Here is a 22,513-nt window from a genome sequence, read left to right as displayed (position 1 = left end):
GTGCGGCCGGCCCGGCCTCCGTCAGACCTCTTCGACGCTGCTCGGCTCGCGCCGGGACAGGTCGATGCCGAGCTCCTCGGCGGCGCGGAACACGTCCTCGTCGGAGTCCCGCATCTCGATGGACTGGCCGTCCGAGGACAGCACCTCCACGTTGAGGCAGAGCGACTGCATTTCCTTGATGAGGACCTTGAAGGACTCGGGAATGCCGGGCTCGGGGATGTTCTCGCCCTTGACGATGGCCTCGTAGACCTTCACGCGGCCGAGCACGTCGTCGGACTTGATGGTGAGCAGCTCCTGCAGCGCGTAGGCCGCGCCGTACGCCTCAAGGGCCCACACCTCCATCTCACCGAAGCGCTGACCACCGAACTGCGCCTTACCACCGAGCGGCTGCTGGGTGATCATCGAGTACGGACCGGTCGAACGGGCGTGCAGCTTGTCGTCGACCAGGTGGTGCAGCTTGAGGATGTACATGTAGCCGACCGAGACCGGCATCGGGAACGGCTCGCCGGAGCGGCCGTCGAACAGCCGGGCCTTGCCGGTGGAGTTCACCAGGCGCTCACCGTCACGGGTGAGGGTGGTGTTGTCCAGCAGGCCGGTGATCTCGTCCTCGCGGGCGCCGTCGAAGACCGGGGTGGCGAGGTTGGTGCCACCGTCGACCTGGTCGGCGCCGATCGCCTGCAGGCGCTGGGCCCACTCGTCGGCGAGGCCGGAGACGTCCCAGCCCTGCTTGGCGAGCCACCCGAGGTGGATCTCCAGGACCTGTCCCGGGTTCATTCGGGACGGGACACCCAGCGGGTTGAGGATGATGTCGACCGGGGTGCCGTCCTCCAGGAACGGCATGTCCTCGACCGGCAGGATCTTCGAGATGACGCCCTTGTTGCCGTGACGGCCGGCGAGCTTGTCACCGTTGGTGATCTTGCGCTTCTGGGCCACGTAGACGCGGACCAGCTGGTTCACGCCCGGCGGGAGCTCGTCGCCCTCTTCGCGGTCGAAGACGCGGACGCCGATGACCTTGCCGGACTCACCGTGCGGGACCTTGAGCGAGGTGTCGCGGACCTCACGGGCCTTCTCGCCGAAGATCGCGCGGAGCAGGCGCTCCTCGGGGGTCAGCTCGGTCTCGCCCTTCGGGGTGACCTTGCCGACCAGGATGTCGCCGGTGACGACGTCGGCGCCGATGCGGATGATGCCGCGCTCGTCGAGGTCGGCGAGGACCTCCTCGGAGACGTTCGGGATGTCCCGGGTGATCTCCTCGGGGCCGAGCTTGGTGTCACGGGCGTCGACCTCGTGCTCCTCGATGTGGATCGAGGAGAGGACGTCGTCCTGCACGAGGCGCTGCGACAGGATGATCGCGTCCTCGTAGTTGTGACCCTCCCACGACATGAACGCCACGAGCAGGTTCTTGCCGAGGGCCATCTCGCCCTCGTCGGTGCAGGGGCCGTCGGCCAGCACCTGGTTGACCTCGACCCGGGCGCCCTCGTCCACGAGCACCTTCTGGTTGAAGGCGGTGCCCTGGTTGGAGCGGGTGAACTTGGCGGCGCGGTACGTGGTGTACGTGCCGTCGTCGTTGGCCACGGTGACGTAGTCGGCCGAGACCTCCTGGACGACACCGGCCTTCTCGGCGGTGATGACGTCGGCGGCGTCGACGGCGCAGCGGTACTCCATGCCGGTGCCGACCAGCGGGGCCTCGCTCTTCAGCAGCGGCACCGCCTGGCGCATCATGTTCGAGCCCATGAGCGCGCGGTTGGCGTCGTCGTGCTCGAGGAACGGGATCATGGCGGTCGCGACCGACACCATCTGGCGCGGCGAGACGTCCATGTAGTCGATCTCGGAGCCCGGGATGTAGTCGATCTCGCCGCCACGGCGGCGGACCAGGACGCGCGGCTCGGCGAAGGTCAGCTCCGCCGTCAGCGGGGCGTTGGCCTGCGCGATGACGTAGCGGTCCTCCTCGTCGGCGGTCAGGTAGTCCACCTGCTCGGTGACCACACCGTCGACGACCTTGCGGTACGGGGTCTCGATGAAGCCGAAGGCGTTGACCCGGCCGTACGAGGCCAGCGACCCGATCAGACCGATGTTCGGGCCTTCGGGGGTCTCGATCGGACACATGCGGCCGTAGTGCGAGGGGTGCACGTCACGGACCTCGAAGCCGGCGCGCTCACGGGAGAGACCGCCGGGGCCGAGCGCGGACAGACGACGCTTGTGGGTCAGGCCCGACAGCGGGTTCGTCTGGTCCATGAACTGCGACAGCTGGCTGGTGCCGAAGAACTCCTTGATGGAGGCGACGACCGGCCGGATGTTGATCAGGGTCTGCGGCGTGATCGCCTCGACGTCCTGGGTGGTCATGCGCTCGCGCACGACGCGCTCCATGCGGGCGAGACCCGTACGGACCTGGTTCTGGATGAGCTCGCCGACGTTGCGCAGGCGACGGTTGCCGAAGTGGTCGATGTCGTCGACCTCGACCACGATGTCGCGGCCCTCGCCGTCACGCCACTCGGTCTCGCCCGCGTGCAGCTTCACCAGGTACTTGATCGCACCGATGATGTCGGGCTCGGTGAGCACGCCGGAGTCCAGCGACTCGGCGTTGCCCAGCTTCCGGTTGACCTTGTAGCGGCCGACCTTCGCGAGGTCGTAGCGCTTCGGGTTGAAGTAGAGGTTCTCGAGCAGCGTCTGCGCGGCCTCACGCGTCGGCGGCTCGCCCGGACGCAGCTTGCGGTAGATGTCCAGCAGCGCGTCGTCCTGGCCCTGGGTGTGGTCCTTCTCCAGGGTGGCGCGCATCGACTCGTACTCGCCGAACTCCTCGAGAATCATCTCGTTGGTCCAGCCGAGCGCCTTGAGCAGCACGGTGACGGACTGCTTGCGCTTGCGGTCGATGCGGACGCCGACCATGTCGCGCTTGTCGATCTCCATCTCCAGCCAGGCACCACGCGAGGGGATGACCTTGCAGGAGTAGATGTCCTTGTCGGACACCTTGTCCAGGGTGGAGTCGAAGTACACACCCGGGGAGCGGACCAGCTGCGAGACGACGACACGCTCGGTGCCGTTGATCACGAACGTGCCCTTGTGGGTCATGAGCGGGAAGTCGCCCATGAAGACCGTCTGAGACTTGATCTCACCGGTCTCGTTGTTGGTGAACTCGGCCGTGACGAAGAGCGGGGCCGCGAACGTGAAGTCGCGGTCCTTGCACTCGTCAATGGAGTTCTTCGGCGGCTCGAAACGGTGGTCGCGGAAGGTCAGGGACATCGACCCGCTGAAGTCCTCGATCGGGGAGATCTCCTCGAAGATCTCCTCCAGACCGGACTTGGTGGGGACGTCCTGACCACTCTCCAGGGCCGCCTCGACCCGGGACTTCCAGGCCGCGTTGCCGAGCAGCCAGTCAAAGCTCTCGGTCTGCAGGGCCAGGAGGTTCGGGACCTCGAGGGGCTCCTTGATCTTCGCGAACGAGACGCGGAGCGGGGCGGTGGATGCGGCGGAATTGTTCGAGGCGTTGCGCGGCGCGGCCAAGAGGGGGGTCCTTCCGAGGGCTCGGAGCTCACTACGCGCGTACCAGCCGGGCCTTCGTGGGCTTGGTCCCGCCTCCATCGCCACCGGTTTCCGCCGGGGTCGAAACCCCAGGTCAGAGCCGCTTTGCGGAGGCGATGCCAGACCCCTTCAGGGCAACGCAAACTCCGGGCGACGAGTCACGGAGAAGCTAACAGGCAGCGCAAAGGGACAGTGTAGCCAAAGGCCACACTGCTGTCCAGCTCTGATTCGGAGACCGAATCGGAGACTCCTCCCGGTAGCCGGCGAGCGCGGACGCCCACCGGGTACTGCTCTAACTCACGTGGAGTCATTTCCCGCCGGGCCACTGGTTATGCATCCAGCAGCGGACCAACCGGGCGGACTCGCGCCTCGAGAATCGCGCGCCGCGCCGGGTTCGTCAAGGGCCCGCCGACGGCGCGGGCCTCACCCCGTGCATCGGTCCGGACCCCTCCGGCGTTACAGAAGCCGTGGTGGGGGCCGTCCGACGACGGTGATCACCATACCCCTCGCCACCGACGGTGCCGAGTGCGCGATCGGCCACACCGGTGGAGCGCGTCACTCCGGACGGCGGAACGGACTCCCGGGGGCCGGCCCGGCCCGGAAACGCGAAAAGGCCGGGCCGACCACCCGCAAGGGTGATCGGCCCGGCCGCACGCCCCCTCAGAGGGGGCGCAAGATCACTTGACGGTGACCTTGGCGCCGGCACCCTCGAGGGCAGCCTTGGCCTTCTCGGCAACGTCCTTGGCAACCTTCTCCAGGACCTTGGCACCAGCGGTGTCAACGAGGTCCTTGGCCTCCTTCAGGCCGAGGGAGGTCAGGGTGCGCACCTCCTTGATGACCTGGATCTTCTTGTCGCCGGCACCCTCGAGGATGACGTCGAACTCGTCCTGCTCCTCAGCGGCCTCGGCGGCCGGGCCGGCAACACCGGCGGCGGCGACGGCGACCGGCGCGGCGGCGGTGACGTCGAACTTCTCCTCGAAGGCCTTCACGAAGGCGGCGAGCTCGATGAGGGTGAGCTCCTCGAACTGCGCGAGCAGCTCGTCCTGGGTCAGCTTCGCCATGATGGCGTCCTTCCACTAAATCGGCAGGTGGTGCCGGATGTACGGGTTGGGCGGGCACGGGCCCGCAGCGAGGCGTGAGCCTGCCGATTACTCGGCGGCGGCGTCCTCGGCGGCGGGAGCCGGCGTACCGGCACCGCCCTGCTCGACCTTGTCGCGCAGCGCGTCCACAGTGCGGACGAGCTTCGACGGCAGGGCCTGGAAGAGCGCGGCAGCCTGGGACTGCTTGGCCTTCAGGGCACCCGCCAGCTTGGCGAGCAGCACCTCGCGGGACTCGAGGTCCGCGAGCTTCTTGATCTCATCGGCGGACAGCGCCTTACCGTCAAGGACACCGCCCTTGATGATGAGAGCGGGGTTCTCCTTGGCGAAGTCACGCAGAGCCTTCGCCGACTCCACCGGGTCACCGGTGACGAAGGCGACAGCCGTCGGACCGTTGAACAGGTCGTCGAGCTCCGTGATCCCGACCTCATTGGCCGCGATCTTGGTCAGCGTGTTCTTCACCACGGCGTACTCGGCGTTGTCGCCGAGCGAGCGACGCAGGGTCTTGACCTGCTTCACCGAGAGACCGCGGTACTCGGTCAGCAGCGCCGCGGAGGAGCCGCGGAACTTGTCCGTGATCTCGGCGACGGCAGCAGCCTTGTCGGGCCTGGCCATAGGCTTACGCCTCCTTCCGTGATGTCGAAGTCCGGCCGACCGCGAAAGTCGACCAATGTCGCCGCGGACCGACCGGACGGAAGGAAAGCTCCTGCACAAATGCAACGAGCCCCGGTGCGCAGGGGCACGGGGCTCGGAACGACCTCGACGGACCTCCACGCGAACGCGGGACCCGGAAGTCGAAGCTCCAGACGCACCTGCGCGGGCTGCCTGCGACGAGTCGCAGATCCTTCGGCCACCGGCTCCCTCTCGGGCGCACGGCGACAACCAGCGGTCTTTGGCTTCGGCCAGAGTAGCCGGAGGCGTTCCCCGGGTGCAAATCGCCCCCGGACGGAGCAACCGGGAGCGGCCCCGGCGAGGCGGCGGAGCGGCCCCGGAACCGGGTCGGCCGGACCCGACCGCCGGCTCAGCGGGCCAGCGGGGAGACCGTCCGGACGCCGGTGTCCGCGGTGTCCGCCTCGGCCGGCGCCTGCGCCGAGAGCAGCGCCCCGGCGAGGTCGGTGTAGAGCACCGAGTCGTCCGCCCGGCCGCTGTCCCCGGTGCCGGTGCGCTGGAGCCGGACCAGCTGGTCCTTGTCGTTGAGCCAGAGGTCCAGGGTGAGCGAGAGCGAGCCACCGGGCGCGAGCGCGGCCCGCAGGCCGTCCCGCCGGGCCTGGGTCAGCTGGGTCTGGGCGGCCGCGTACTTCTCGGCGGTGGTGGTGACCCGGTAGTGCTCGACGGTCGATTCCTCGGACTTCTCCTCGCCGACGAAGGCCGGGTCCGCCCCGTCGGCGGTGGCCGCGGCCAGCGCCTCGACCGGGTTCAGCAGGTCGACCAGACCGGCGTAGGGGATCTCCTTGTGGCCGTCCGGGGCGGGCGGGACGGTGAAGCGCTCCCAGTGCCTGCCGCCCTGCCGGGCCGCGGTGGCGGCGTCGCCGCCCTGGTAGGCGACGGTGTCCACGATGATCAGCTGCTCGGCGTCGGCCGGGGTGGAGCGCTTGATCTGCAGCGCCGTCTTGGGCTGCCAGAAGAGCGGGCCGGACCCGGCGTCCGCGCCGAGCCGGTAGCTGACCTTGGCGCGGCGGGCGGTCTGCATGGCCAGCTGGGCGGAGAGCAGCACCCCGTGCGGGGAGCGGTCGGTCGGTTTGGCCGGCCCGGTCGGGACGGCGCCGGTCGGCGCGGCGCTGGTCGGGGTCGGGCTGCCGGACGGCGTGGCGGGCGCGTCGTCGCTCCCGCCGCAGCCGCTCAGCCCGCTCGCCAGCAGGGCGACGACGGCCACTGCCGCCAACCGCCGCCGTCCCGCCACGTCCGTTCCCTTCCTCGCCCGGCCCCGTCCGGCGGCCGTCCTCGTCCGGCCACCATGCCACCCGTCCCCGGCCCGCCCGGTGGCGGCCCCCCCGGTCGGGTCGCGCGGGCCCGGCCGGATCCACCGGTCGGCCGAATCGGGACGCGGAACGGCGGGCCGCCGCCGACCCGTCGGGTCGGAGCCGGAGCCGGAGCCGGACCAGCGCCGGAGCGGAGCCGAGCCGGCGCCGGATCAGCCGAGCAGCTTGAGCAGGTCCGCCTCGCTGCCGAGGTCGGTGGCGGCGGGCGCCGTGATCGCGGCGGCCTTGCCGAGGCCCGAGTACTTGACGGTGACGGCCTGCTTCGCGCCGTTGGTGTCGCCGTACTCCTGGTACTGGACGAGTTCCTGCTTGCCGTTCAGCCAGAAGTCGAAGGTGAGGGTCTTGCCGTCCTGCTCCAGCGTCTTCTGGACGATCTTGCGCTGGTCCTCGGGGAGCGCCGACATCCCGGCCACCAGGACGGAGGTCTCCTCGACCGCCCGCAGGTGGGTGGTCTGGGCGCCGTCCAGGCTCTCCTGGCCGACCTTGGAGAGCTTTCCGCTCTGGGCCGCGACGGTGAGCGGGACGACCGGGTTCAGCAGCTGGCCGGCCGCCCGGAAGCCGTCACCGGCCTGGTCGCCGGCGGGCAGCTTGACCCAGTGCTTGCCGCCCAGGGCCGCGGCCGCGTCGTCCCCGCCGAGGTAGGCGTCCGGCCCGATCACCCGGATCCTGAGCTTCTTGCCCTCCATGTCGCCGACCAGGTCCACCGCGGCCTTGGCCGGGTCCTTCCAGTCGGCGTCGCCGGTGCCGCCGCCCTTGCTGTCGTTCGGGCTGACCATGGTGACCTTGCCGTTGCCGGCCTTCTGCATGACCAGCGCGGAGGCGGCCAGCGCCGCCTTCGGGTCCCCGGTCAGCGCCGCCGCGATCGGGTCGCCCCCCTTGGCGTCACCGCTCTCGGCGTCGTTGCCGCTGCTGCAGGCGGTGACCGCACCGAGCAGGACGGCCGTCGTCGCGACGGCCGAGGCGAGGCGCACAGCGCGCATGAGAGTACCCCCGTGAGATCCGAAACAGCTCCACGGAAGAGCCGCTCGTCGGCCCTTCCCGGGTCTTGCCCAGCCGGACTCTAACGGATCGTCGGATCCGCCACGCCCCGAATGTCCGGCCTCCGGTCAGCCTCCCGCGGCGGGCACCGCGTCCCCCGTGCCGGAGGATGGGACGTCCGTGGTGGTCACGGTGGTTCCGTCGCTCCCCCGGACCGTCTCCCGCAGCCTGAGCAGCCGCTCGCCGGGCCCCACCCAGACGTCGAAGGCGATCGCCGTCACCCCGCGCTGCCGGTACCAGTCGATCGTCGCGGCGCGCCGCTGCGGGCTCGACTCCCGGTCCGCGCCGACGAACCCGTCCACCGGCGCGGAGCCCTGGTAGTGCGCCACGGTCGTCCCGGCCAGCTGTTCGGCGCCGAGCGAGCCGAGCGTGACGTTCTGTGCGATCGCGTACGCGCGGCTGCCGGGGGCGGTGACCAGCGCGGTCGTCCAGCCGCCCGCGTAGCCGTCCGGATCGGGGCCGGCCGTCGGGTCCAGCGACTCGGCGGTGGCCCGCTCGGCGTGCTTGGCCGCGCCGCCCTGGTAGGTCAGGTCGATCGCACCGTCCTTCATCGCCAGCTGCCCGGAGCCCGCCTCGTCGGTGACGGTCAGCGCGGCCTCGTCCCGGGGCCCCCAGACCAGCGTGCCGCTCGCGGTGCGCCGGCCGGCCGGGCCCTCCCGCACCACCTCGATCCGGGCGCCGCCCACGTCGTCCAGCGCCTGCGCGGCCGAGAGCACCACCTGCTTGGGCGGTACGGCCGCCGGGGAGCCGGGGGTGCGGCCGGCCGGGGCGGCCAGCAGGCTGCAGCCGGCACTGGCACCGAGCAGCAGCAGGGCCGCCACCAGGGCGGCGGAGCGGGGGGCGGGCGGCACGGCACACTCCGTCGGTCACGGGTACTCCACATGCTGACCGGCAGAGCGTACGACTACTCGGGCACCTGTTCCCATCCGGGCAGGTCCCGGTCCTGCGGCCGCGCTCCGGAGCACGGACCCGCCCGGGGAACGACGGCGGGCCCGCACCCCCGGCGAAGGGGGTACGGGCCCGCCGTACGGACTGCTCTAGAGCGCTGGGGCTCAGACCGCGGCCGGGTCCTCCTCGACGAGGAGGTTGCGGGTGCGGTTCGGGTCCACCTGGATGCCGGGGCCCATGGTGGTCGAGAACGCGGTCTTCTTGATGTAGCGGCCCTTGGCGGCGGACGGCTTGGCGCGGAGCACCTCGTCCAGCGCGGCGGCGTAGTTCTCGACCAGCTGCTCGTCGGTGAAGGAGGCCTTACCGATGATGAAGTGCAGGTTCGAGTGCTTGTCGACGCGGAACTCGATCTTGCCGCCCTTGATGTCGTTGACAGCCTTGGCGACGTCCGGGGTCACGGTGCCGGTCTTCGGGTTCGGCATCAGACCACGGGGACCGAGCACGCGGCCGAGGCGGCCGACCTTGCCCATGAGGTCCGGGGTGGCGACGACGGCGTCGAAGTCCAGCTTGCCCTTCGCGACCTCGTCGATCAGCTCGTCGGCACCGACGATGTCGGCACCCGCAGCACGCGCGGCCTCGGCACGCTCGCCGGTCGCGAAGACCAGGACCCGAGCGGTCTTACCGGTGCCGTGCGGGAGGATCACGGTGCTGCGGACCATCTGGTCGGCCTTGCGCGGGTCGACGCCCAGACGCATGGCGACCTCGACGGTGCCGTCGAACTTGGTGGTGCTGGTCGCCTTGGCGAGGCGGACGGCCTCGAGGGGGGCGTAAAGGCGCTCGCGGTCGACCTTGGCGTCCGCGGCCTTCAGAGCCTTGCTGCGCTTCACTGCTGCTCCTGAATGGTGATTGGAGTTGTGGTATTCACGGGCCTGCGCAGGCCCTACCACAGGGACGAGAAGGTGATCAGCCCTCGATGGTGATGCCCATCGACCGGGCGGTGCCGGCGATGATCTTCTCCGCGGCGTCCAGGTCGTTGGCGTTCAGGTCGGGCATCTTCGTGGTGGCGATGTCGCGGACCTGGGCGCTGGTGAGCTTGGCGACCTTGGTCTTGTGCGGCTCGCTGGAGCCCTTCTCGATACCGGCGGCCTTCAGGATGAGGCGCGCGGCCGGCGGCGTCTTCGTGACGAAGGTGAAGGAACGGTCCTCGTAGACCGTGATCTCCACCGGCACGATCATGCCGCGCTGCGACTCGGTCGCAGCGTTGTAGGCCTTGCAGAACTCCATGATGTTGACGCCGTGCTGGCCCAGCGCGGGGCCGACCGGCGGCGCCGGGTTGGCCGCACCGGCGTTGATCTGGAGCTTGATAAGCCCCGTGACCTTCTTCTTCTTGGGAGGCATGTCTCTCCGGGTCCTTCCGAGAGGTGATTGCTGGTGCGTGCGGAACCGGGGCGACACCCGGCCGCCAGCACACACATCGGACCAGGCTAACGCGTTCGCGCCGCTGGACCAAAACGGATCCGGGGCAGGGCCCTCGGCCCCACCCCGGATCCGAAGACCGTATGACTAGTTCTTCTGGATCTGGTCGAAGGAGAGCTCGACCGGGGTCTCCCGGCCGAAGATCTCGACCAGGCCCTTGACCTTCTTCGAGTCGGGGTTGATCTCGTTGATGGTCGCCTGCAGGGTCGCGAACGGACCGTCGGTGACGGTGACCGAGTCGCCGACCTCGAAGTCCAGCACCTGGATCTCGCTCGGCTTGATCGGCGAGGGCTTGCCGGCCTCCTTGGCCGCCTGGCGCTCGACGTCGGGGGCGAGCATCTTGACGACCTCGTCCAGGGTCAGCGGGTACGGGTCGTAGGCGTTGCCGACGAAGCCGGTGACACCGGGGGTGTTGCGCACGACGCCCCAGGACTCCGGGGTGAGGTCCATGCGCACCAGGACGTAGCCGGGGAGCTTGTTCTGGCGGATGGTCTTGCGGTCGCCGTTCTTGATCTGGACGACCTCCTCCTGCGGCACCTCGGCCTGGAAGATGTACTCCTCGACGTTCAGCGAGACGGCGCGCTGCTCCAGGTTCTGCTTCACCCGGTTCTCGTAGCCGGCATAGGTGTGGATCACGTACCACTCGCCCGGCATGAAGCGCAGGTCCTCGCGGAACTTGGCGACCGGGTCGACCTCCTCGACCTCGACCTCCTCGGCGGCCTCGGCCTCGACCTCCTCGGCCTCCTCGACCTCGGTCTCCTCGGCGGCGGCCTCGACGTCGCTCTCCACGTGCAGCGCGGCCTCCTCGGCGGGCTCGCCCGCCTCGGCCTCGTCGTACGCCTCGACCTCGTCCTCGTCGCTGTCCGCGGCGTCGACGACCTGCTCGGCGGACTCGGTGTCGTCAGCCAGCTCGGCCGCGTCCAGCTCGGCGGCGACATCCGCCTCGCGGACGGTCTCGTCGGCGTCGTACAGGGGGGACTCAGACACGGTGGCTGCTTCTTTCCTGGAGATGGTGAAGGTGGCGCGCTCCGGAACCGGACCCGGCACGCTGCCGCTCGCGCGGGCGCCTGGTGAGGCCTCGGAGACTTCAACAGTACCGAGTCAACGGTAACGGCGCGTACGACCTCCGCCGACAGCTCGACCCGGGCCGAAGGTCGGCCCGGGTCGGGAGGCTGTTTCGAAGGTGGTCGGCCGCGTCAGCCGAAGATCCAGAGGCTCAGCTTGGAGAAGCCGTAGTCCAGGCTGGCCACGAAGGCCATCATGACGACGACGAACACGACCACGACGGTGGTGTAGTTGGTGAGCTCGCCCCGGGTGGGCCAGACGACCTTGCGCAGCTCGGCGATGATCTGGCGGTAGAACAGCCCGATGCGGGCGAACAGGCCCTTCTTGGCCCGCTTGCCGGACTTCTTGTCGCCCGAGCGGTTGGCCCGCTTGCGGTCGCGGCGCGACAGCGCCTTCTCCCCGCCCTCCGAGGACGCGGCCTCGGCCGCGCCGTCGGCACCCTCGGGGTTGCCGCTCTCAGGCGTTGCGGTGGAGCCCGTGGTCTCCGTCACTCGTCCTCACCTGAATCCGGGTCCTGCCGGACTCGCCGCACACCCGATGGGGCACGACCGGCCGGCTTAGCGGTGCTGATCGGTGCCATCTCCGCACCAAGCCCGCTCGCTCTGTGGAGCGAACGGGCTGACGACGGATCTAGCAGCAGGGCAAGAGGGACTCGAACCCCCAACCGCCGGTTTTGGAGACCGGTGCTCTACCAATTGAGCTATTGCCCTACGGTGCCTCGCGGCTCCTGTGGCGACCAACCTACCGCATCTCCCCCCGCTGTTTGTACAAGCGGTGAAAGCTTCGGTCTTTTCGGCGGGCCGTCGAGCAGCGAGTGTACGTGGTCGAGGGGTGTTTGGTCGAACCTCTTCTTCCGGGACGCCCGAACACCCGACGGATGTCCGGTCGGGAGAGGCGCCGACCGACGGATCGGCGGACGCCGCGATGCGGACGGGACCGTACGGATACTGGAACCGCGCTGCCCGGTCCGTCCCGGTTCTGCGACGATGCAGGCATGAGCGCTTCCACCCCGCAGCCCGACCAGTCCATCCGCCCCGCCGACCGCCGGGTGTCCGCCCGGATCGGCGCGATCGCCGAGTCCGCGACCCTCGCCGTGGACGCCAAGGCCAAGGCCCTCAAGGCCGCCGGCCGCCCGGTCATCGGCTTCGGTGCCGGCGAGCCCGACTTCCCGACGCCGGACTACATCGTCGAGGCGGCCGTCGAGGCCTGCCGCGACCCGAAGAACCACCGGTACACCCCGGCGGGCGGCCTGCCCGAGCTGAAGGCCGCGATCGCCGCCAAGACGCTGCGGGACTCCGGCTACGCGGTGGACGCCTCCCAGGTGCTGGTCACCAACGGCGGCAAGCAGGCGATCTACGAGGCGTTCGCGGCGATCCTGGACCCGGGCGACGAGGTCATCATCCCGGCCCCGTACTGGACCACCTACCCGGAGTCGGTCCAGCTGGCCGGCGGTGTCCCGGTGGAGGTCGTGGCCGACGAGACCACCGGCTACAAGGTCTCGGTCGAGCAGCTGGAGGCGGCCCGCACCGAGAACACCAAGGTGGTGCTGTTCGTCTCGCCGTCCAACCCGACCGGCGCGGTGTACACCCGGGCCGAGGCCGAGGCGATCGGCCGCTGGGCGCTGGAGCACGGCCTGTGGGTGCTCACCGACGAGATCTACGAGCACCTGGTCTACGGCGACGCCACCTTCACCTCGCTGCCGGCCCTGCTGCCCGAGCTGGCCGACAAGTGCATCGTGGTCAACGGCGTCGCCAAGACCTACGCGATGACCGGCTGGCGGGTGGGCTGGGTGATCGCCCCCAAGGACGTCGTCAAGGCCGCGACCAACCTGCAGTCGCACGCCACCTCGAACGTCTCCAACGTCGCGCAGCGCGCCGCCCTGGCCGCCGTCGCCGGGGACCTGGAGGCCGTCGCCGAGATGCGCACCGCCTTCGACCGCCGCCGGAAGACCATCGTGCGGATGCTCAACGAGATCGAGGGCGTCCTCTGCCCCGAGCCCGAGGGCGCCTTCTACGCCTACCCGTCGGTGAAGGGCCTGCTGGGCAAGGAGATCCGCGGCACCCGCCCGCAGACCTCCGCCGAGCTGGCGACCCTGATCCTGGACGAGGCCGAGGTCGCGGTCGTCCCCGGCGAGGCCTTCGGCACCCCCGGCTACCTGCGGCTCTCCTACGCGCTCGGCGACGCCGACCTGGTCGAGGGCGTCAGCCGGATCCAGAAGCTGCTCGGCGAGGCCCGCGACTGACACCCGGCACCGACCGGGCGTCCGGGGTCGGCCCGACACCCGCGGCCGACCGGACACCCGGGATTCACCCGGCACACCGCCCTCTTTCACCCCTTCGGGGGATGAGAAGAGGGCGGTTCCCGTTTGGGGGTCGCATACGGCAGTATCGGTGAATGGAACGCCAGTTGAACCCGCGAGACGTCAGGGGCCTCCCGAAGGCCCACCTGCACCTGCACTTCACCGGCTCGATGCGCCCCGCCACGCTGCTGGAGCTGGCCGACAAGCACGGCGTCCGGCTGCCGGAGGCGCTCAGCTCGGGCGAGCCGCCGAAACTGCGGGCCACCGACGAGCGCGGCTGGTTCCGCTTCCAGCGCCTCTACGACACCGCCCGCTCGGTGCTGCGGGACGAGGCGGACATCCGCCGGCTGGTCCTGGAGACCGCGCAGGACGAGCGGCGGGACGGCTCCCGCTGGCTGGAGATCCAGGTCGACCCGACCTCGTACGCACCCCGGCTGGGCGGGCTGATCCCCGCGCTGGAGCTGATCCTGGACGCGGTGGAGCAGGCCGCCCGGGCCACCGGGGTGGGCATCCGGGTGCTGGTCGCGGCCAACCGGATGAAGTCCCCGATGGACGCCCGGACGCTGGCCCGGCTGGCCGTCCGCTACGCCGACCACGGGGTGGTCGGCTTCGGCCTCTCCAACGACGAACGCCGCGGCCTCGCCCGGGACTTCGACCGGGCCTTCGCGATCGCCCGCAGGGGTGGTCTGCTGGCGGCCCCGCACGGCGGCGAACTGGCCGGCCCGGAGTCGATCCGGGACTGCCTGGACGACCTGGACGCCGGCCGGATCGGCCACGGCGTGCGGGCCGCCGAGGACCCGCGGCTGATGGAGCGGCTGGCGGCCCGGCAGGTCACCTGTGAGGTGTGCCCGTCCTCCAACGTCTCGCTGGGCGTCTACGAGAGCCCCGAGGAGGTGCCGCTGCGCAGGCTCTTCGACGCCGGGGTGCCGCTGGCGCTGGGCGCGGACGACCCGCTGCTGTTCGGCAGCCGGCTGGCCGCGCAGTACGACCTGGCCCGGGACGTCCTGGGCTTCAGTGACGCCGAACTCGCCGAGCTGGCACGGCAGTCGGTGCGCGGCTCGGTCGCGCCGGAGGCCGTCCGGAAGGAGCTGCTGGCGGACATCGACGCCTGGCTGGCGAACGGGCACGCCCCTGCGGTCGCGCCTGCGGACGCCGCCGTCGCCACTGCCACGACGGCGACCGCGGCGGCACCGGCGACGGCGACCGCGACCGCCTAGAGCGCGACGCCGATCATCACCGGCTCGTTCACCAGCTCCACCCCGAAGGCCTCGCGGACCCCGTCCCGGATCTCCCGGGCCAGGGCCAGCAGGTCCTCGGCGGTGGCCGAGCCGCGGTTGGTGAGCGCCAGGGTGTGCTTGGTGGAGAGGGTCGCCGGGCCGCTGCCGTAGCCCTTGCCGAAGCCGGCCTTGTCGATCAGCCAGGCCGCCGAGGTCTTGGTGCAGCCCTCCGGGGCCGGGTAGGCGGGGGCGTTCTCGGCACCCGGGCGGGTGCGGAAGGACTCGTACTGCGCGGCCGTGAGCACCGGGTTGGTGAAGAAGGAGCCCGCCGACCAGGTGTCGTGGTCCGCCGGGTCCAGCACCATGCCCTTGCCGGAGCGCAGCCCCAGCACCGCCTCGTACGCCTCCGCCAGCGGCACCCGCTCGTCCGGCCCGACGCCGAAGTGCTTGGCCACCTCGGCGTACTTGACCGGGCTGGAGAGCCCGGCGTGGTCCGCCAGGGCGAACCGGACCCGCAGCACCACGTAGCGGTCCGGCTCGGCCTTGAACCGGCTGTGCCGGTAGGAGAACGCGCACTCGGCGTTCGAGAGCGTGACCACCTCGTCGGCCGCCCGGTCGTAGGCGACCACCTCGGTGATCGTCTGGGCGACCTCCTGGCCGTACGCGCCGACGTTCTGCACCGGGGTGGCACCGGCCGAGCCGGGAATGCCGGCCAGGAACTCGACGCCGGCCAGGCCGTGCTCGCGCACCGTCCGGGTGACCGCCTCCGACCACACCTCGCCGGCGGCCAGCTCCAGCACCGTGCCGTCCAGGGCGAAGCCGGCGGTGGCGATCCGCAGCACCGTACCGGGGAAGCCGTCGTCGCCGATCACCAGGTTGGAGCCGCCGCCGAGGACGAGCAGCGGCTCGTCGGCCGCGTCGGCCTCGCGCACGGCGGCGATCACCTCGTCGTCGGTGTGGGCGGTCACCAGGCGGCGGGCCGGGCCGCCGAGCCGGAGCGTGGTCAGCGGGGCGAGGGGGGCGTCGTTTTCTACCAGCACGCCCACCAGCGTACGGGGGGAAGGGCGGCCCCCCGGTCGCCCTTCCCCCGCAACCCGCCCGCACCGCTCCGGACCCGGTCCGTGCCCGGTCCGGCGCCCGGTCCGGACCGGCTCAGGTCCGGGCGGCCTCGGCCCGGTCCGCGGCCGGCTGCCCGGCGGCCGACCCGGCCGCGGCCGCCACGGCCTTGCGCCGGCGCGGTATGAGCGCCGCGGCGAGCGCCCCGACGGCGACGGCCGCCGCACCGGCGTACAGCGCGGGCACCAGCCCGTCCGCGAAGGCCTGCCCCGACTGGTAGCCGCCCTGGGCCGAGAACACCGCCGCCAGCGAGGCCACCCCGAGCGCCCCACCGACCTCGCGCAGCGCGTTGTTGGCGCCGGAGGCGATCCCCTGCTCCTGCGACCGGACGCTCGCCATCACCAGCTGGGCGGTCGGACCGAAGTACAGCGACATGCCGATCCCGCAGATCACGATGGCGGGGATCTGCGCGGCGTAGTCGAACCCGCCGTTCGGGTCGACCACGAGGCCGAACAGCGCGAGGCCGACGGCCTGGAGCACCAGCCCGGTGACCACGATCGGCCGCCCGCCGATCCGGTCGGAGACGATGCCCGCGACCGGCGAGATCAGCAGCGGCATCGCGGTCCACGGCAGCATCCGGAGCCCGGCCTCCTGCGGGCTGTAGCCGCCGACGCCCTGGAGGTACTGGCTGATCAGGAAGATCGAGCCGAACATCCCGAGGTACATCAGCAGGCTGGCGGCGTTGACGGCCGAGAAGGCGCGGCTGCGGAAGAGCCGCATCGGCAGCATCGGGTGGGCCGCCACGCGCTGCTCGAACCAGACGAAGGCGGCCAGCAGCACGGCGCCGGCGATCAGGGAGCCGAGGACCAACGGGCTGGTCCAGCCGTCCGGGTTGCCGCGGATCAGGCCGAGCACCACGCCGAACATCCCCAGGCTGACCAGCAGGGTCCCGGGCACGTCCAGGGCCCGGTCCGCGCCCCGGCTCTCGCCGAGCCGGAGGAAGGCCAGCGGCAGCAGCACCAGACCGACCGGGACGTTGACCCAGAAGATCCACTGCCAGGAGAAGTGCTCGGTCAGCGAGCCGCCGATCAGCGGTCCGGCGGCGACGGCGAGGCCGCTGACGCCCGACCAGATGCCGAAGGCCATGCCCCGCTTGGCCTCGGGCACGGCGGCGGTGAGCAGGGTGAGGGTGAGCGGCATCATCACCGCGGCGCCGACGCCCTGGACCGCCCGGGCGGCGATCAGCTCGCCGATCTCCGGGGAGAGGGCGGCCCCGGCGGAGCCGGCGGTGAAGATCGCCAGGCCGATCAGGAAGACCCGGCGTCGGCCGAAGCGGTCGCCGAGGGCCGCCCCGAACATCAGCAGCACGGCGAAGCTCAGGGTGTAGGCGCTGACCGTCCATTCGAGGTCGGACAGCCCGCCGCCGAGGTCCGCGCGGATCGACGGCAGTGCGGTGGTGACCACCAGGTTGTCCAGGGCGGCCATGAAACTGGCCACGCTGACGATCACCAGGGTCCAGATCGCGGTCCTGCCGAGGACCGGTTTCTCCGTCATGACTTCCCCAGGTTCTCTAGGTAGTTATTGATCAATAACTTTCAGGGGCCGAAAAGGGGCCGCACGGACACCACCGCGCGGCCCGGCTAGTCGATCCCGTCACACTCGTCGAAGCCGCCCCAGATCCGGTGCTCCGGCGGGAAGCCCAGGGCCACCAGGGTGTTGATCAGCATCCCGTGCGCGAAGAAGTGCGTGGCGTCCTTCATGTCGCCGCCGATCCGGATCCTGACCCGCTCGAACAGGCTCTCCCACAGCCGCCGGGCGCTCTCCCCGATCTCCTCCTCGCCGGCCGCCCTGGCCGCGAACACCGAGACGTAGAGCTGCATCTGCATCATGAGCTGGTCGCGGTCCTCGACCAGCCCCAGGTACGCCCCGGACATCGCCTCGGCGGCGGCCTCGCCGGTCAGACCGGCCGAGGCCTCGTCGAAGACCCTCCAGGTCTCCTCGACGCAACGCTCGGCGGCGGCCTCGAACATGGCCTGCTTGCCGGGGAACAGCCGGAACAGGTACGGCTGCGAGACGCCCACCCGACGGGCGATCGCCTCGGTGGAGGTGCCCCGGTAGCCACCCCGGGCGAACTCGATCATCGCGGCACGGACGACGCTCTCGCGCCGCTCCTCCGCGCTCATCCGCATGCTCGTCCTCGCCATGACTTCCAAGTTAGTGGCCAATCACTATCTATGCAAGACCCGCGGCCGCGACCGGGGATCCCGTCGTACGGCCCCGGTCGCGGCCCGGCCCGCCTCAGGCCGACCGGGCCTCGGGAGGGCCCGCCCGAGGCCCGGTCGTCCCGCCGGTCTCAGGCCAGCCGGACGATCGCCCTGGACATCCCGAGGACCTTCTGACCGCCCGTGGTGGCCAGCAGGTCGACCTGCACCTTGCCGTCGTCCAGCTTCTTGGCGACCTTGGCCGAGACCTCGATCACCGCGCCGACCCCGTCGTTCGGCACCGGCACCGGACGGGTGAACCGCACGCCGTACTCGACCACCGCGGCCGGGTCGCCGACCCAGTCGGTGACCACCCGGATCGCCTCGGCCATGGTGAACATGCCGTGCGCGATGACGTCCGGCAGGCCGACCTCCAGGGCGAACTTCTCGTTCCAGTGGATCGGGTTGAAGTCGCCCGAGGCGCCCGCGTAGCGCACCAGTGCGGCGCGGGTCACCGGGAACGACTGCGCCGGCAGCTCGGTGCCGACCTCGACCTCGTCGTAGCTGATCGCCATCGTCTTCACTCCCCCGCCTCGTCGGCGGCCCGCGCCACCAGGGTCATGACCGCCGTCAGCACCTGCTCGCCGGTCCCGTCCAGCACCTCGCCGCGCACGGTGAGCACGTCGTTGCCCGCCAGCGACTTGATGTTGTCGATGGTCACCACGACCGAGAGCCGGTCCCCGGCCCGCACCGGGCGGACGTAGCCGAACTTCTGGTCGCCGTGCACGACCCGGCTGAAGTCCAGGCCCAGCTCCGGGTCCTCCACCACCTGGGCGGCCGCGCGGTAGGTGACCACGAACGGGAAGGTCGGCGGGGCGATCACGTCCGGGTGGCCCAGCGCCTTCGCCGCCTCCGCGTCGGTGTACGCCGGGTTGGCGTCGCCGATCGCGATCGCGAACTCGCGGATCTTCTCCCGGCCGACCTCGTACGGCTCGGTGGGCGGGTAACTACGCCCGATGAAGGAGGGGTCGAGCGCCATGGCAGCTCCTCGGAACACGGATGGATGGACGAAGCGGACGGATGCGGAAATGACTCCGGGCCGCACCCCCCGTGAGGGATGCGGCCCGGAGTCGAAGACCTGAATTCACACAGGCCCGATGCCCTGCGAAGAGGTCAGCGGGTCTCGCGGTGCGCGGTGTGCGAGTTGCAGCGGGGGCAGTGCTTCTTCATCTCAAGACGGTCCGGGTCGTTACGCCGGTTCTTCTTGGTGATGTAGTTCCGCTCCTTGCACTCCACGCAGGCCAGCGTGATCTTCGGGCGGACATCGGTGGCAGCCACGGGAGTGCCTTCCTTGGACAACGAATAAGAACACAACAAGAGTAGCCGACCGGGAGTGCGATCTCCCGACCGACTACGCGGGGTAGCGGTGACCGGACTTGAACCGGTGACACAGCGATTATGAGCCGCTTGCTCTACCAACTGAGCTACACCGCCACAGTGATCCGCAGCACAGCCGAAACCGACTGCTTCTCACCAGAGCCCCCATGCGGAATCGAACCGCAGACCTTCTCCTTACCATGGAGACGCTCTACCGACTGAGCTATAGGGGCGAACGAGGAAGAGATTACACGTTTCGCGGCCGGAGGTGAAATCCGTATCCCGCGGCGAAGACCGCAGGTGGACGAGGTGCACGCAGGAGCGATCCAAGGCCGGGCGTTCGATCGTCCCCCGGGACGCACGGCCCGACCCGATACGACTATTGCCCGCCTCCCGGCGCCCCGCCCCCGCGCACCATAGGCTCGACGCTCATTGATCGGGATCGACTGGCCGCCCGCACGGGCCGGCCCGAGAAGGAGCCCGCGATGGACAGCGCAGCCGCCGACGGGCCGCACCACGGGCCCGGCCCGGCGGCCAACCCGCTCGGGCACGGCCCGGTCCTGCTGCTCACCGGCGCCCGGCTGGCCGACGGGCGGGTGGTGGACGTCCGGATCAGCGGCGACCGGATCCAGGCCGTCGGCACCGTCGGCAGCCTCGGCCCGATGCCCGCCCTGCCCGGCACGCCCACCGTCACCACCGGCGCCCGGATCGACCTCAAGGGCTACCTGCTGCTCCCGGCCCCTGCCGAGGCGCACGCCCACTACGACACCGCCTTCTCCGCCGCCCTGCCCGCCCCGCCCCCGGACACCCCGGCCGACCTCACCCGCCGGATCACCGAGGCCGCGCTCACCTCGCTCGGTTACGGCGCCACCGCCCAGCGCACCCACGTGCGGATCGGCGACGTGCACGGGCTGCGCCCGCTGGAGGCGGTGCTCACCGCCCGGCAGGCGCTGCGCGGGCTGGCCGACCTGCAGGCGGTGGCGATGCCCCGGCTGCTCACCGGCCGGGCCGGCGCGGACGGCCGGGCGCAGCTGCGCGAGGCGCTCAAGCTGGGCGCCACGGCGGCGGGCGGCTGCCCGGAGCTGGACCCGGACCCGGCCGGGTACGTCCAGCTGCTGTTGGAGGCCGCCCGGGAGGCGGACTGCCCGGTGGACCTGCACACCACCGCCGCCGACGCGGCCCAACTCGCCCGACTGGCAGGCGCCTTGGCGCCGCTGCGGCCGCGGGTGACGCTCGGGCCGTGCAGTGCGCTGGCCCCGGGCGGATCGACCGTGCTGGCGACCAGCGGGGTGCGGGTGGTCTGCCTGCCGCAGAACGGCGGCTGCACCGGCCTGGAGGGCCGCTCGACGGGCCTGCGACCGGGCCTGCTACGGGAGTTGGCGGCGGCCCGGGTGCCGCTGGCGGCGGGCAGCGGGGCGCTGCGCGACCCGTCCAACCCGGTCGGCCGGGCGGATCCGCTGGAGTCGGCGTACCTGCTGGCGGCCGGCGGGGAGCTGGACCCGGAGGCGGCGTACGACGCGGTGGCGAACCAGGCCCGGGCGGCGCTCGGGCTGCCGCCGGTCCGGGTGGACGCCGGGTTCCCGGCGGAGCTGCTGGCGGTGCGCGGGGACAGCCTGGCCGGGGCGCTCGCGGGCGGGCACAGTCGACTGGTGGTGCACAGCGGCCGGGTGGTCAGCCGGACCAGCGCGGTACGGGAGTTCGCGGACACCGTGGCGCTGGCGCTGCCCCGGCAGTCCGGGAGCGCCGAGGACTGACTCCGTTGGGGCCGGCCTGCGCAGCAGACCGGGAATCAAAGGGGCGCGCGACGGTTGTCGCGCGCCCCTCCCCCCACCTGCTGGCCGTCGTCCGACGGCGGTGCGAGCGGCCCCCGGCCTCCCCCACACGGAGCAGGACCCGCTCGGTCCGGTACCGACGCTACGCCCACGGAGCACCGGCGCCGACCGGCCTTGACGCTCTCCTGTCGTCCCGTGGACCGGTCTTGACGGTGCGTTGACGCCGACGGCCGTGGCGCCGCCCGCCGCCCTCGCCCGCCGCTACGGCACGTACCGGTACCCGATCCCCGGCTCGGTGATCAGGTGCCGCGGCCGGGCCGGGTCGCGCTCCAGCTTGCGGCGCAGCCCGGCGAGGTAGACCCGCAGGTAGTTGCCGCGCGCCTCCTGGGCCGGGCCCCACACCTCGCGCAGGATCTGCCGCCCGGGCACCAGCCGGCCGGGGTTGGCCAGCAGCAGGGCGAGGATCCGCCACTCGGTCGGGGTGAGCCGCACCGGGCCGGCCGGACCGTTCACGGTGGTGGCCGCGAGGTCCACGGTGTACTCGCCGATCACCGGCCTGTTCGGCGGGACGCCGCCCAGCGGGCGACGCAGTACCGCGCGCAGCCGGGCCAGCAGTTCGTCCATCAGGAACGGCTTGGTGAGGTAGTCGTCCGCGCCCGCGTCGAGGGCGCCGATCTTGTCGGCGGCGTCGCTCCGGCCGGAGAGCACGATGATCGGCATCGCGCTGTGGGTGCGCAGGCCGCGCAGCACGTCCATCCCGTCGAGATCGGGCAGGCCGAGGTCGAGCAGGACGGCGTCCGGGAGCGAGTGCGCGGCGCGGTCGAGCGCCTCGCCGCCGCTGGCGGCGGTGCGGACGGCGTACTGCCGGGCGCTGAGGTTGATCCTTAAGGTGCGCAGCAGCGCCGGTTCGTCGTCGACGATCAGGATGTCACTCATACGGTGGCTCCTCCCCGGGGGCGGCGGGCTCGGTGGTGGGGTGCGCGGTGACGGCGGGCAGCGTGAGCAGCATGGTGGTGCCGCCGCCGGGGGTGTCCTCGACCTCCAGGCTGCCGCCCATGGCCTCGGCGAGGCCGCGGGAGAGGGCGAGGCCGAGGCCGACGCCGGTGGTGTTGTCGGTGTCGCCGAGGCGTTGGAAGGGCAGGAAGACCCGGTTGCGGTCCTGGGGGGCGATGCCGGGGCCTCGGTCGATCACCCGGATCTCGACCTGGTCGGCGTGGTGGCTGCCGGTGACCAGGACGGGCGCGCCGGGGGCGTTGTGGCGCAGCGCGTTGGTGATGACGTTGGCGAGCACGCGCTCCAGCAGCGGCGGGTCGGCGAGGACCGCCGGCGTCGTGTCCAGGTCCAGCGGCTGGACCGGCGCGTACGGGTCGGGGAGGCTGTCGAGCGCCCGGGGCAGGATCTCGTCCAGGTGGGTCTCGGTGAGGTGCAGGGTGAGCACGCCGGCCTGGAGGCGGCTCATGTCGAGCAGGTTGTCGACCAGGCGGGTGAGCTTGACCAGCGATTCGTCGGCGGTGGCGAGGAGTTCGGCCTGG

The 22,513-nt window shown here is 71.4% G+C and carries 21 protein-coding genes and 3 tRNA genes; 3 read left to right on the top strand and 21 right to left on the bottom strand.

Annotated elements, in window-relative coordinates:
- Positions 1-21: 21 nt before the first annotated feature.
- The 11 genes from rpoB to AB0Q99_RS10325 form a co-directional block, all read right to left on the bottom strand.
- Positions 22-3,498: a DNA-directed RNA polymerase subunit beta gene (gene rpoB, locus AB0Q99_RS10375; protein WP_360254595.1), complete on the bottom strand. Its 3,477-nt coding sequence runs from the start codon at positions 3,496-3,498 to the stop codon at positions 22-24.
- Positions 3,499-4,193: 695 nt separating this feature from the next.
- Positions 4,194-4,577, bottom strand: a complete 384-nt coding sequence (rplL, locus tag AB0Q99_RS10370) for a 50S ribosomal protein L7/L12 (RefSeq protein WP_363570098.1) — start codon at positions 4,575-4,577, stop codon at positions 4,194-4,196.
- A gap of 87 nt (positions 4,578-4,664) precedes the next feature.
- Positions 4,665-5,228: a 50S ribosomal protein L10 gene (rplJ, locus tag AB0Q99_RS10365; protein WP_045693068.1), complete on the bottom strand. Its 564-nt coding sequence runs from the start codon at positions 5,226-5,228 to the stop codon at positions 4,665-4,667.
- A 406-nt stretch (positions 5,229-5,634) separates the two neighbouring features.
- Entirely contained in the window at positions 5,635-6,513 is an 879-nt protein-coding gene (locus AB0Q99_RS10360) for a hypothetical protein (RefSeq protein WP_363570096.1), read from the bottom strand.
- 231 nt (positions 6,514-6,744) lie between these two features.
- Positions 6,745-7,572, bottom strand: a complete 828-nt coding sequence (locus AB0Q99_RS10355; RefSeq protein ID WP_363570095.1) for a hypothetical protein — start codon at positions 7,570-7,572, stop codon at positions 6,745-6,747.
- A 126-nt stretch (positions 7,573-7,698) separates the two neighbouring features.
- Positions 7,699-8,481: a hypothetical protein gene (locus AB0Q99_RS10350; protein ID WP_363570094.1), complete on the bottom strand. Its 783-nt coding sequence runs from the start codon at positions 8,479-8,481 to the stop codon at positions 7,699-7,701.
- Positions 8,482-8,682: 201 nt separating this feature from the next.
- On the bottom strand, positions 8,683-9,405 hold the full coding sequence (rplA, locus tag AB0Q99_RS10345) for a 50S ribosomal protein L1 (RefSeq protein ID WP_030290441.1): 723 nt from the start codon (positions 9,403-9,405) through the stop codon (positions 8,683-8,685).
- 76 nt (positions 9,406-9,481) lie between these two features.
- Complete coding sequence (gene rplK, locus AB0Q99_RS10340) at positions 9,482-9,916, bottom strand: 50S ribosomal protein L11 (RefSeq protein WP_363570092.1); 435 nt, start codon at positions 9,914-9,916, stop codon at positions 9,482-9,484.
- Between the two features lie 165 nt (positions 9,917-10,081).
- A complete protein-coding gene (gene nusG / locus AB0Q99_RS10335; RefSeq protein WP_363570090.1) occupies positions 10,082-10,981 on the bottom strand; it encodes a transcription termination/antitermination protein NusG in 900 nt (299 codons plus the stop codon).
- A gap of 209 nt (positions 10,982-11,190) precedes the next feature.
- A complete protein-coding gene (secE, locus tag AB0Q99_RS10330) occupies positions 11,191-11,550 on the bottom strand; it encodes a preprotein translocase subunit SecE (RefSeq protein WP_363570088.1) in 360 nt (119 codons plus the stop codon).
- Between the two features lie 146 nt (positions 11,551-11,696).
- A tRNA-Trp gene (locus AB0Q99_RS10325) sits at positions 11,697-11,769 on the bottom strand.
- A gap of 284 nt (positions 11,770-12,053) precedes the next feature.
- Here AB0Q99_RS10325 and AB0Q99_RS10320 point away from each other — a divergent pair.
- Entirely contained in the window at positions 12,054-13,301 is a 1,248-nt protein-coding gene (locus AB0Q99_RS10320; protein ID WP_363570086.1) for a pyridoxal phosphate-dependent aminotransferase, read from the top strand.
- A gap of 152 nt (positions 13,302-13,453) precedes the next feature.
- Positions 13,454-14,575 (top strand): adenosine deaminase, encoded by a 1,122-nt coding sequence (locus AB0Q99_RS10315; RefSeq protein ID WP_363570084.1) that lies wholly within the window; start codon positions 13,454-13,456, stop codon positions 14,573-14,575.
- Here AB0Q99_RS10315 and AB0Q99_RS10310 read toward each other — a convergent pair.
- The 8 genes from AB0Q99_RS10310 to AB0Q99_RS10275 all read right to left on the bottom strand — a co-directional run bounded on the left by AB0Q99_RS10310 (position 14,572) and on the right by AB0Q99_RS10275 (position 19,442).
- Complete coding sequence (locus AB0Q99_RS10310; RefSeq protein ID WP_363570082.1) at positions 14,572-15,615, bottom strand: UDP-N-acetylmuramate dehydrogenase; 1,044 nt, start codon at positions 15,613-15,615, stop codon at positions 14,572-14,574. The two genes, AB0Q99_RS10315 and AB0Q99_RS10310, sit on opposite strands and share 4 nt — an antisense overlap.
- A gap of 112 nt (positions 15,616-15,727) precedes the next feature.
- Positions 15,728-17,185, bottom strand: coding sequence for an MFS transporter (locus AB0Q99_RS10305; protein WP_363570080.1), 1,458 nt, complete (start codon positions 17,183-17,185; stop codon positions 15,728-15,730).
- Positions 17,186-17,271: 86 nt separating this feature from the next.
- Positions 17,272-17,835 carry a TetR/AcrR family transcriptional regulator gene (locus tag AB0Q99_RS10300; RefSeq protein ID WP_363570079.1) on the bottom strand — a complete coding sequence of 188 codons (564 nt, stop codon included), beginning with the start codon at positions 17,833-17,835 and terminating at the stop codon, positions 17,272-17,274.
- A 149-nt stretch (positions 17,836-17,984) separates the two neighbouring features.
- A complete protein-coding gene (locus AB0Q99_RS10295; protein WP_363570077.1) occupies positions 17,985-18,407 on the bottom strand; it encodes a MaoC family dehydratase in 423 nt (140 codons plus the stop codon).
- A 5-nt stretch (positions 18,408-18,412) separates the two neighbouring features.
- A complete protein-coding gene (locus tag AB0Q99_RS10290; RefSeq protein WP_363570076.1) occupies positions 18,413-18,871 on the bottom strand; it encodes a MaoC family dehydratase N-terminal domain-containing protein in 459 nt (152 codons plus the stop codon).
- Between the two features lie 134 nt (positions 18,872-19,005).
- The gene (gene rpmG / locus AB0Q99_RS10285; protein WP_006604855.1) at positions 19,006-19,170 is read right to left on the bottom strand and encodes a 50S ribosomal protein L33; all 165 of its coding nucleotides are present in this window, start codon (positions 19,168-19,170) and stop codon (positions 19,006-19,008) included.
- Between the two features lie 83 nt (positions 19,171-19,253).
- Positions 19,254-19,326 (bottom strand) — tRNA-Met (locus tag AB0Q99_RS10280).
- Positions 19,327-19,369: 43 nt separating this feature from the next.
- Positions 19,370-19,442: transfer RNA gene (locus AB0Q99_RS10275), tRNA-Thr, on the bottom strand.
- A 252-nt stretch (positions 19,443-19,694) separates the two neighbouring features.
- Here AB0Q99_RS10275 and AB0Q99_RS10270 point away from each other — a divergent pair.
- Positions 19,695-20,963 carry a hydrolase gene (locus tag AB0Q99_RS10270; RefSeq protein ID WP_363570074.1) on the top strand — a complete coding sequence of 423 codons (1,269 nt, stop codon included), beginning with the start codon at positions 19,695-19,697 and terminating at the stop codon, positions 20,961-20,963.
- A gap of 279 nt (positions 20,964-21,242) precedes the next feature.
- Here AB0Q99_RS10270 and AB0Q99_RS10265 read toward each other — a convergent pair whose 3' ends face one another.
- Both AB0Q99_RS10265 and AB0Q99_RS10260 read right to left on the bottom strand, forming a co-directional pair.
- Entirely contained in the window at positions 21,243-21,917 is a 675-nt protein-coding gene (locus AB0Q99_RS10265; protein WP_363570072.1) for a response regulator, read from the bottom strand.
- On the bottom strand, positions 21,910-22,513 hold a 604-nt coding region (locus AB0Q99_RS10260; protein ID WP_363570070.1), incomplete at its 5' end, for an ATP-binding protein. The genes AB0Q99_RS10265 and AB0Q99_RS10260, both read right to left, overlap by 8 nt.

It is taken from the genome of Kitasatospora sp. NPDC086791, assembly GCF_040685975.1.
GTDB lineage: Bacteria > Actinomycetota > Actinomycetes > Streptomycetales > Streptomycetaceae > Kitasatospora.
This window is presented reverse-complemented; position numbering and strand designations above follow the sequence as displayed.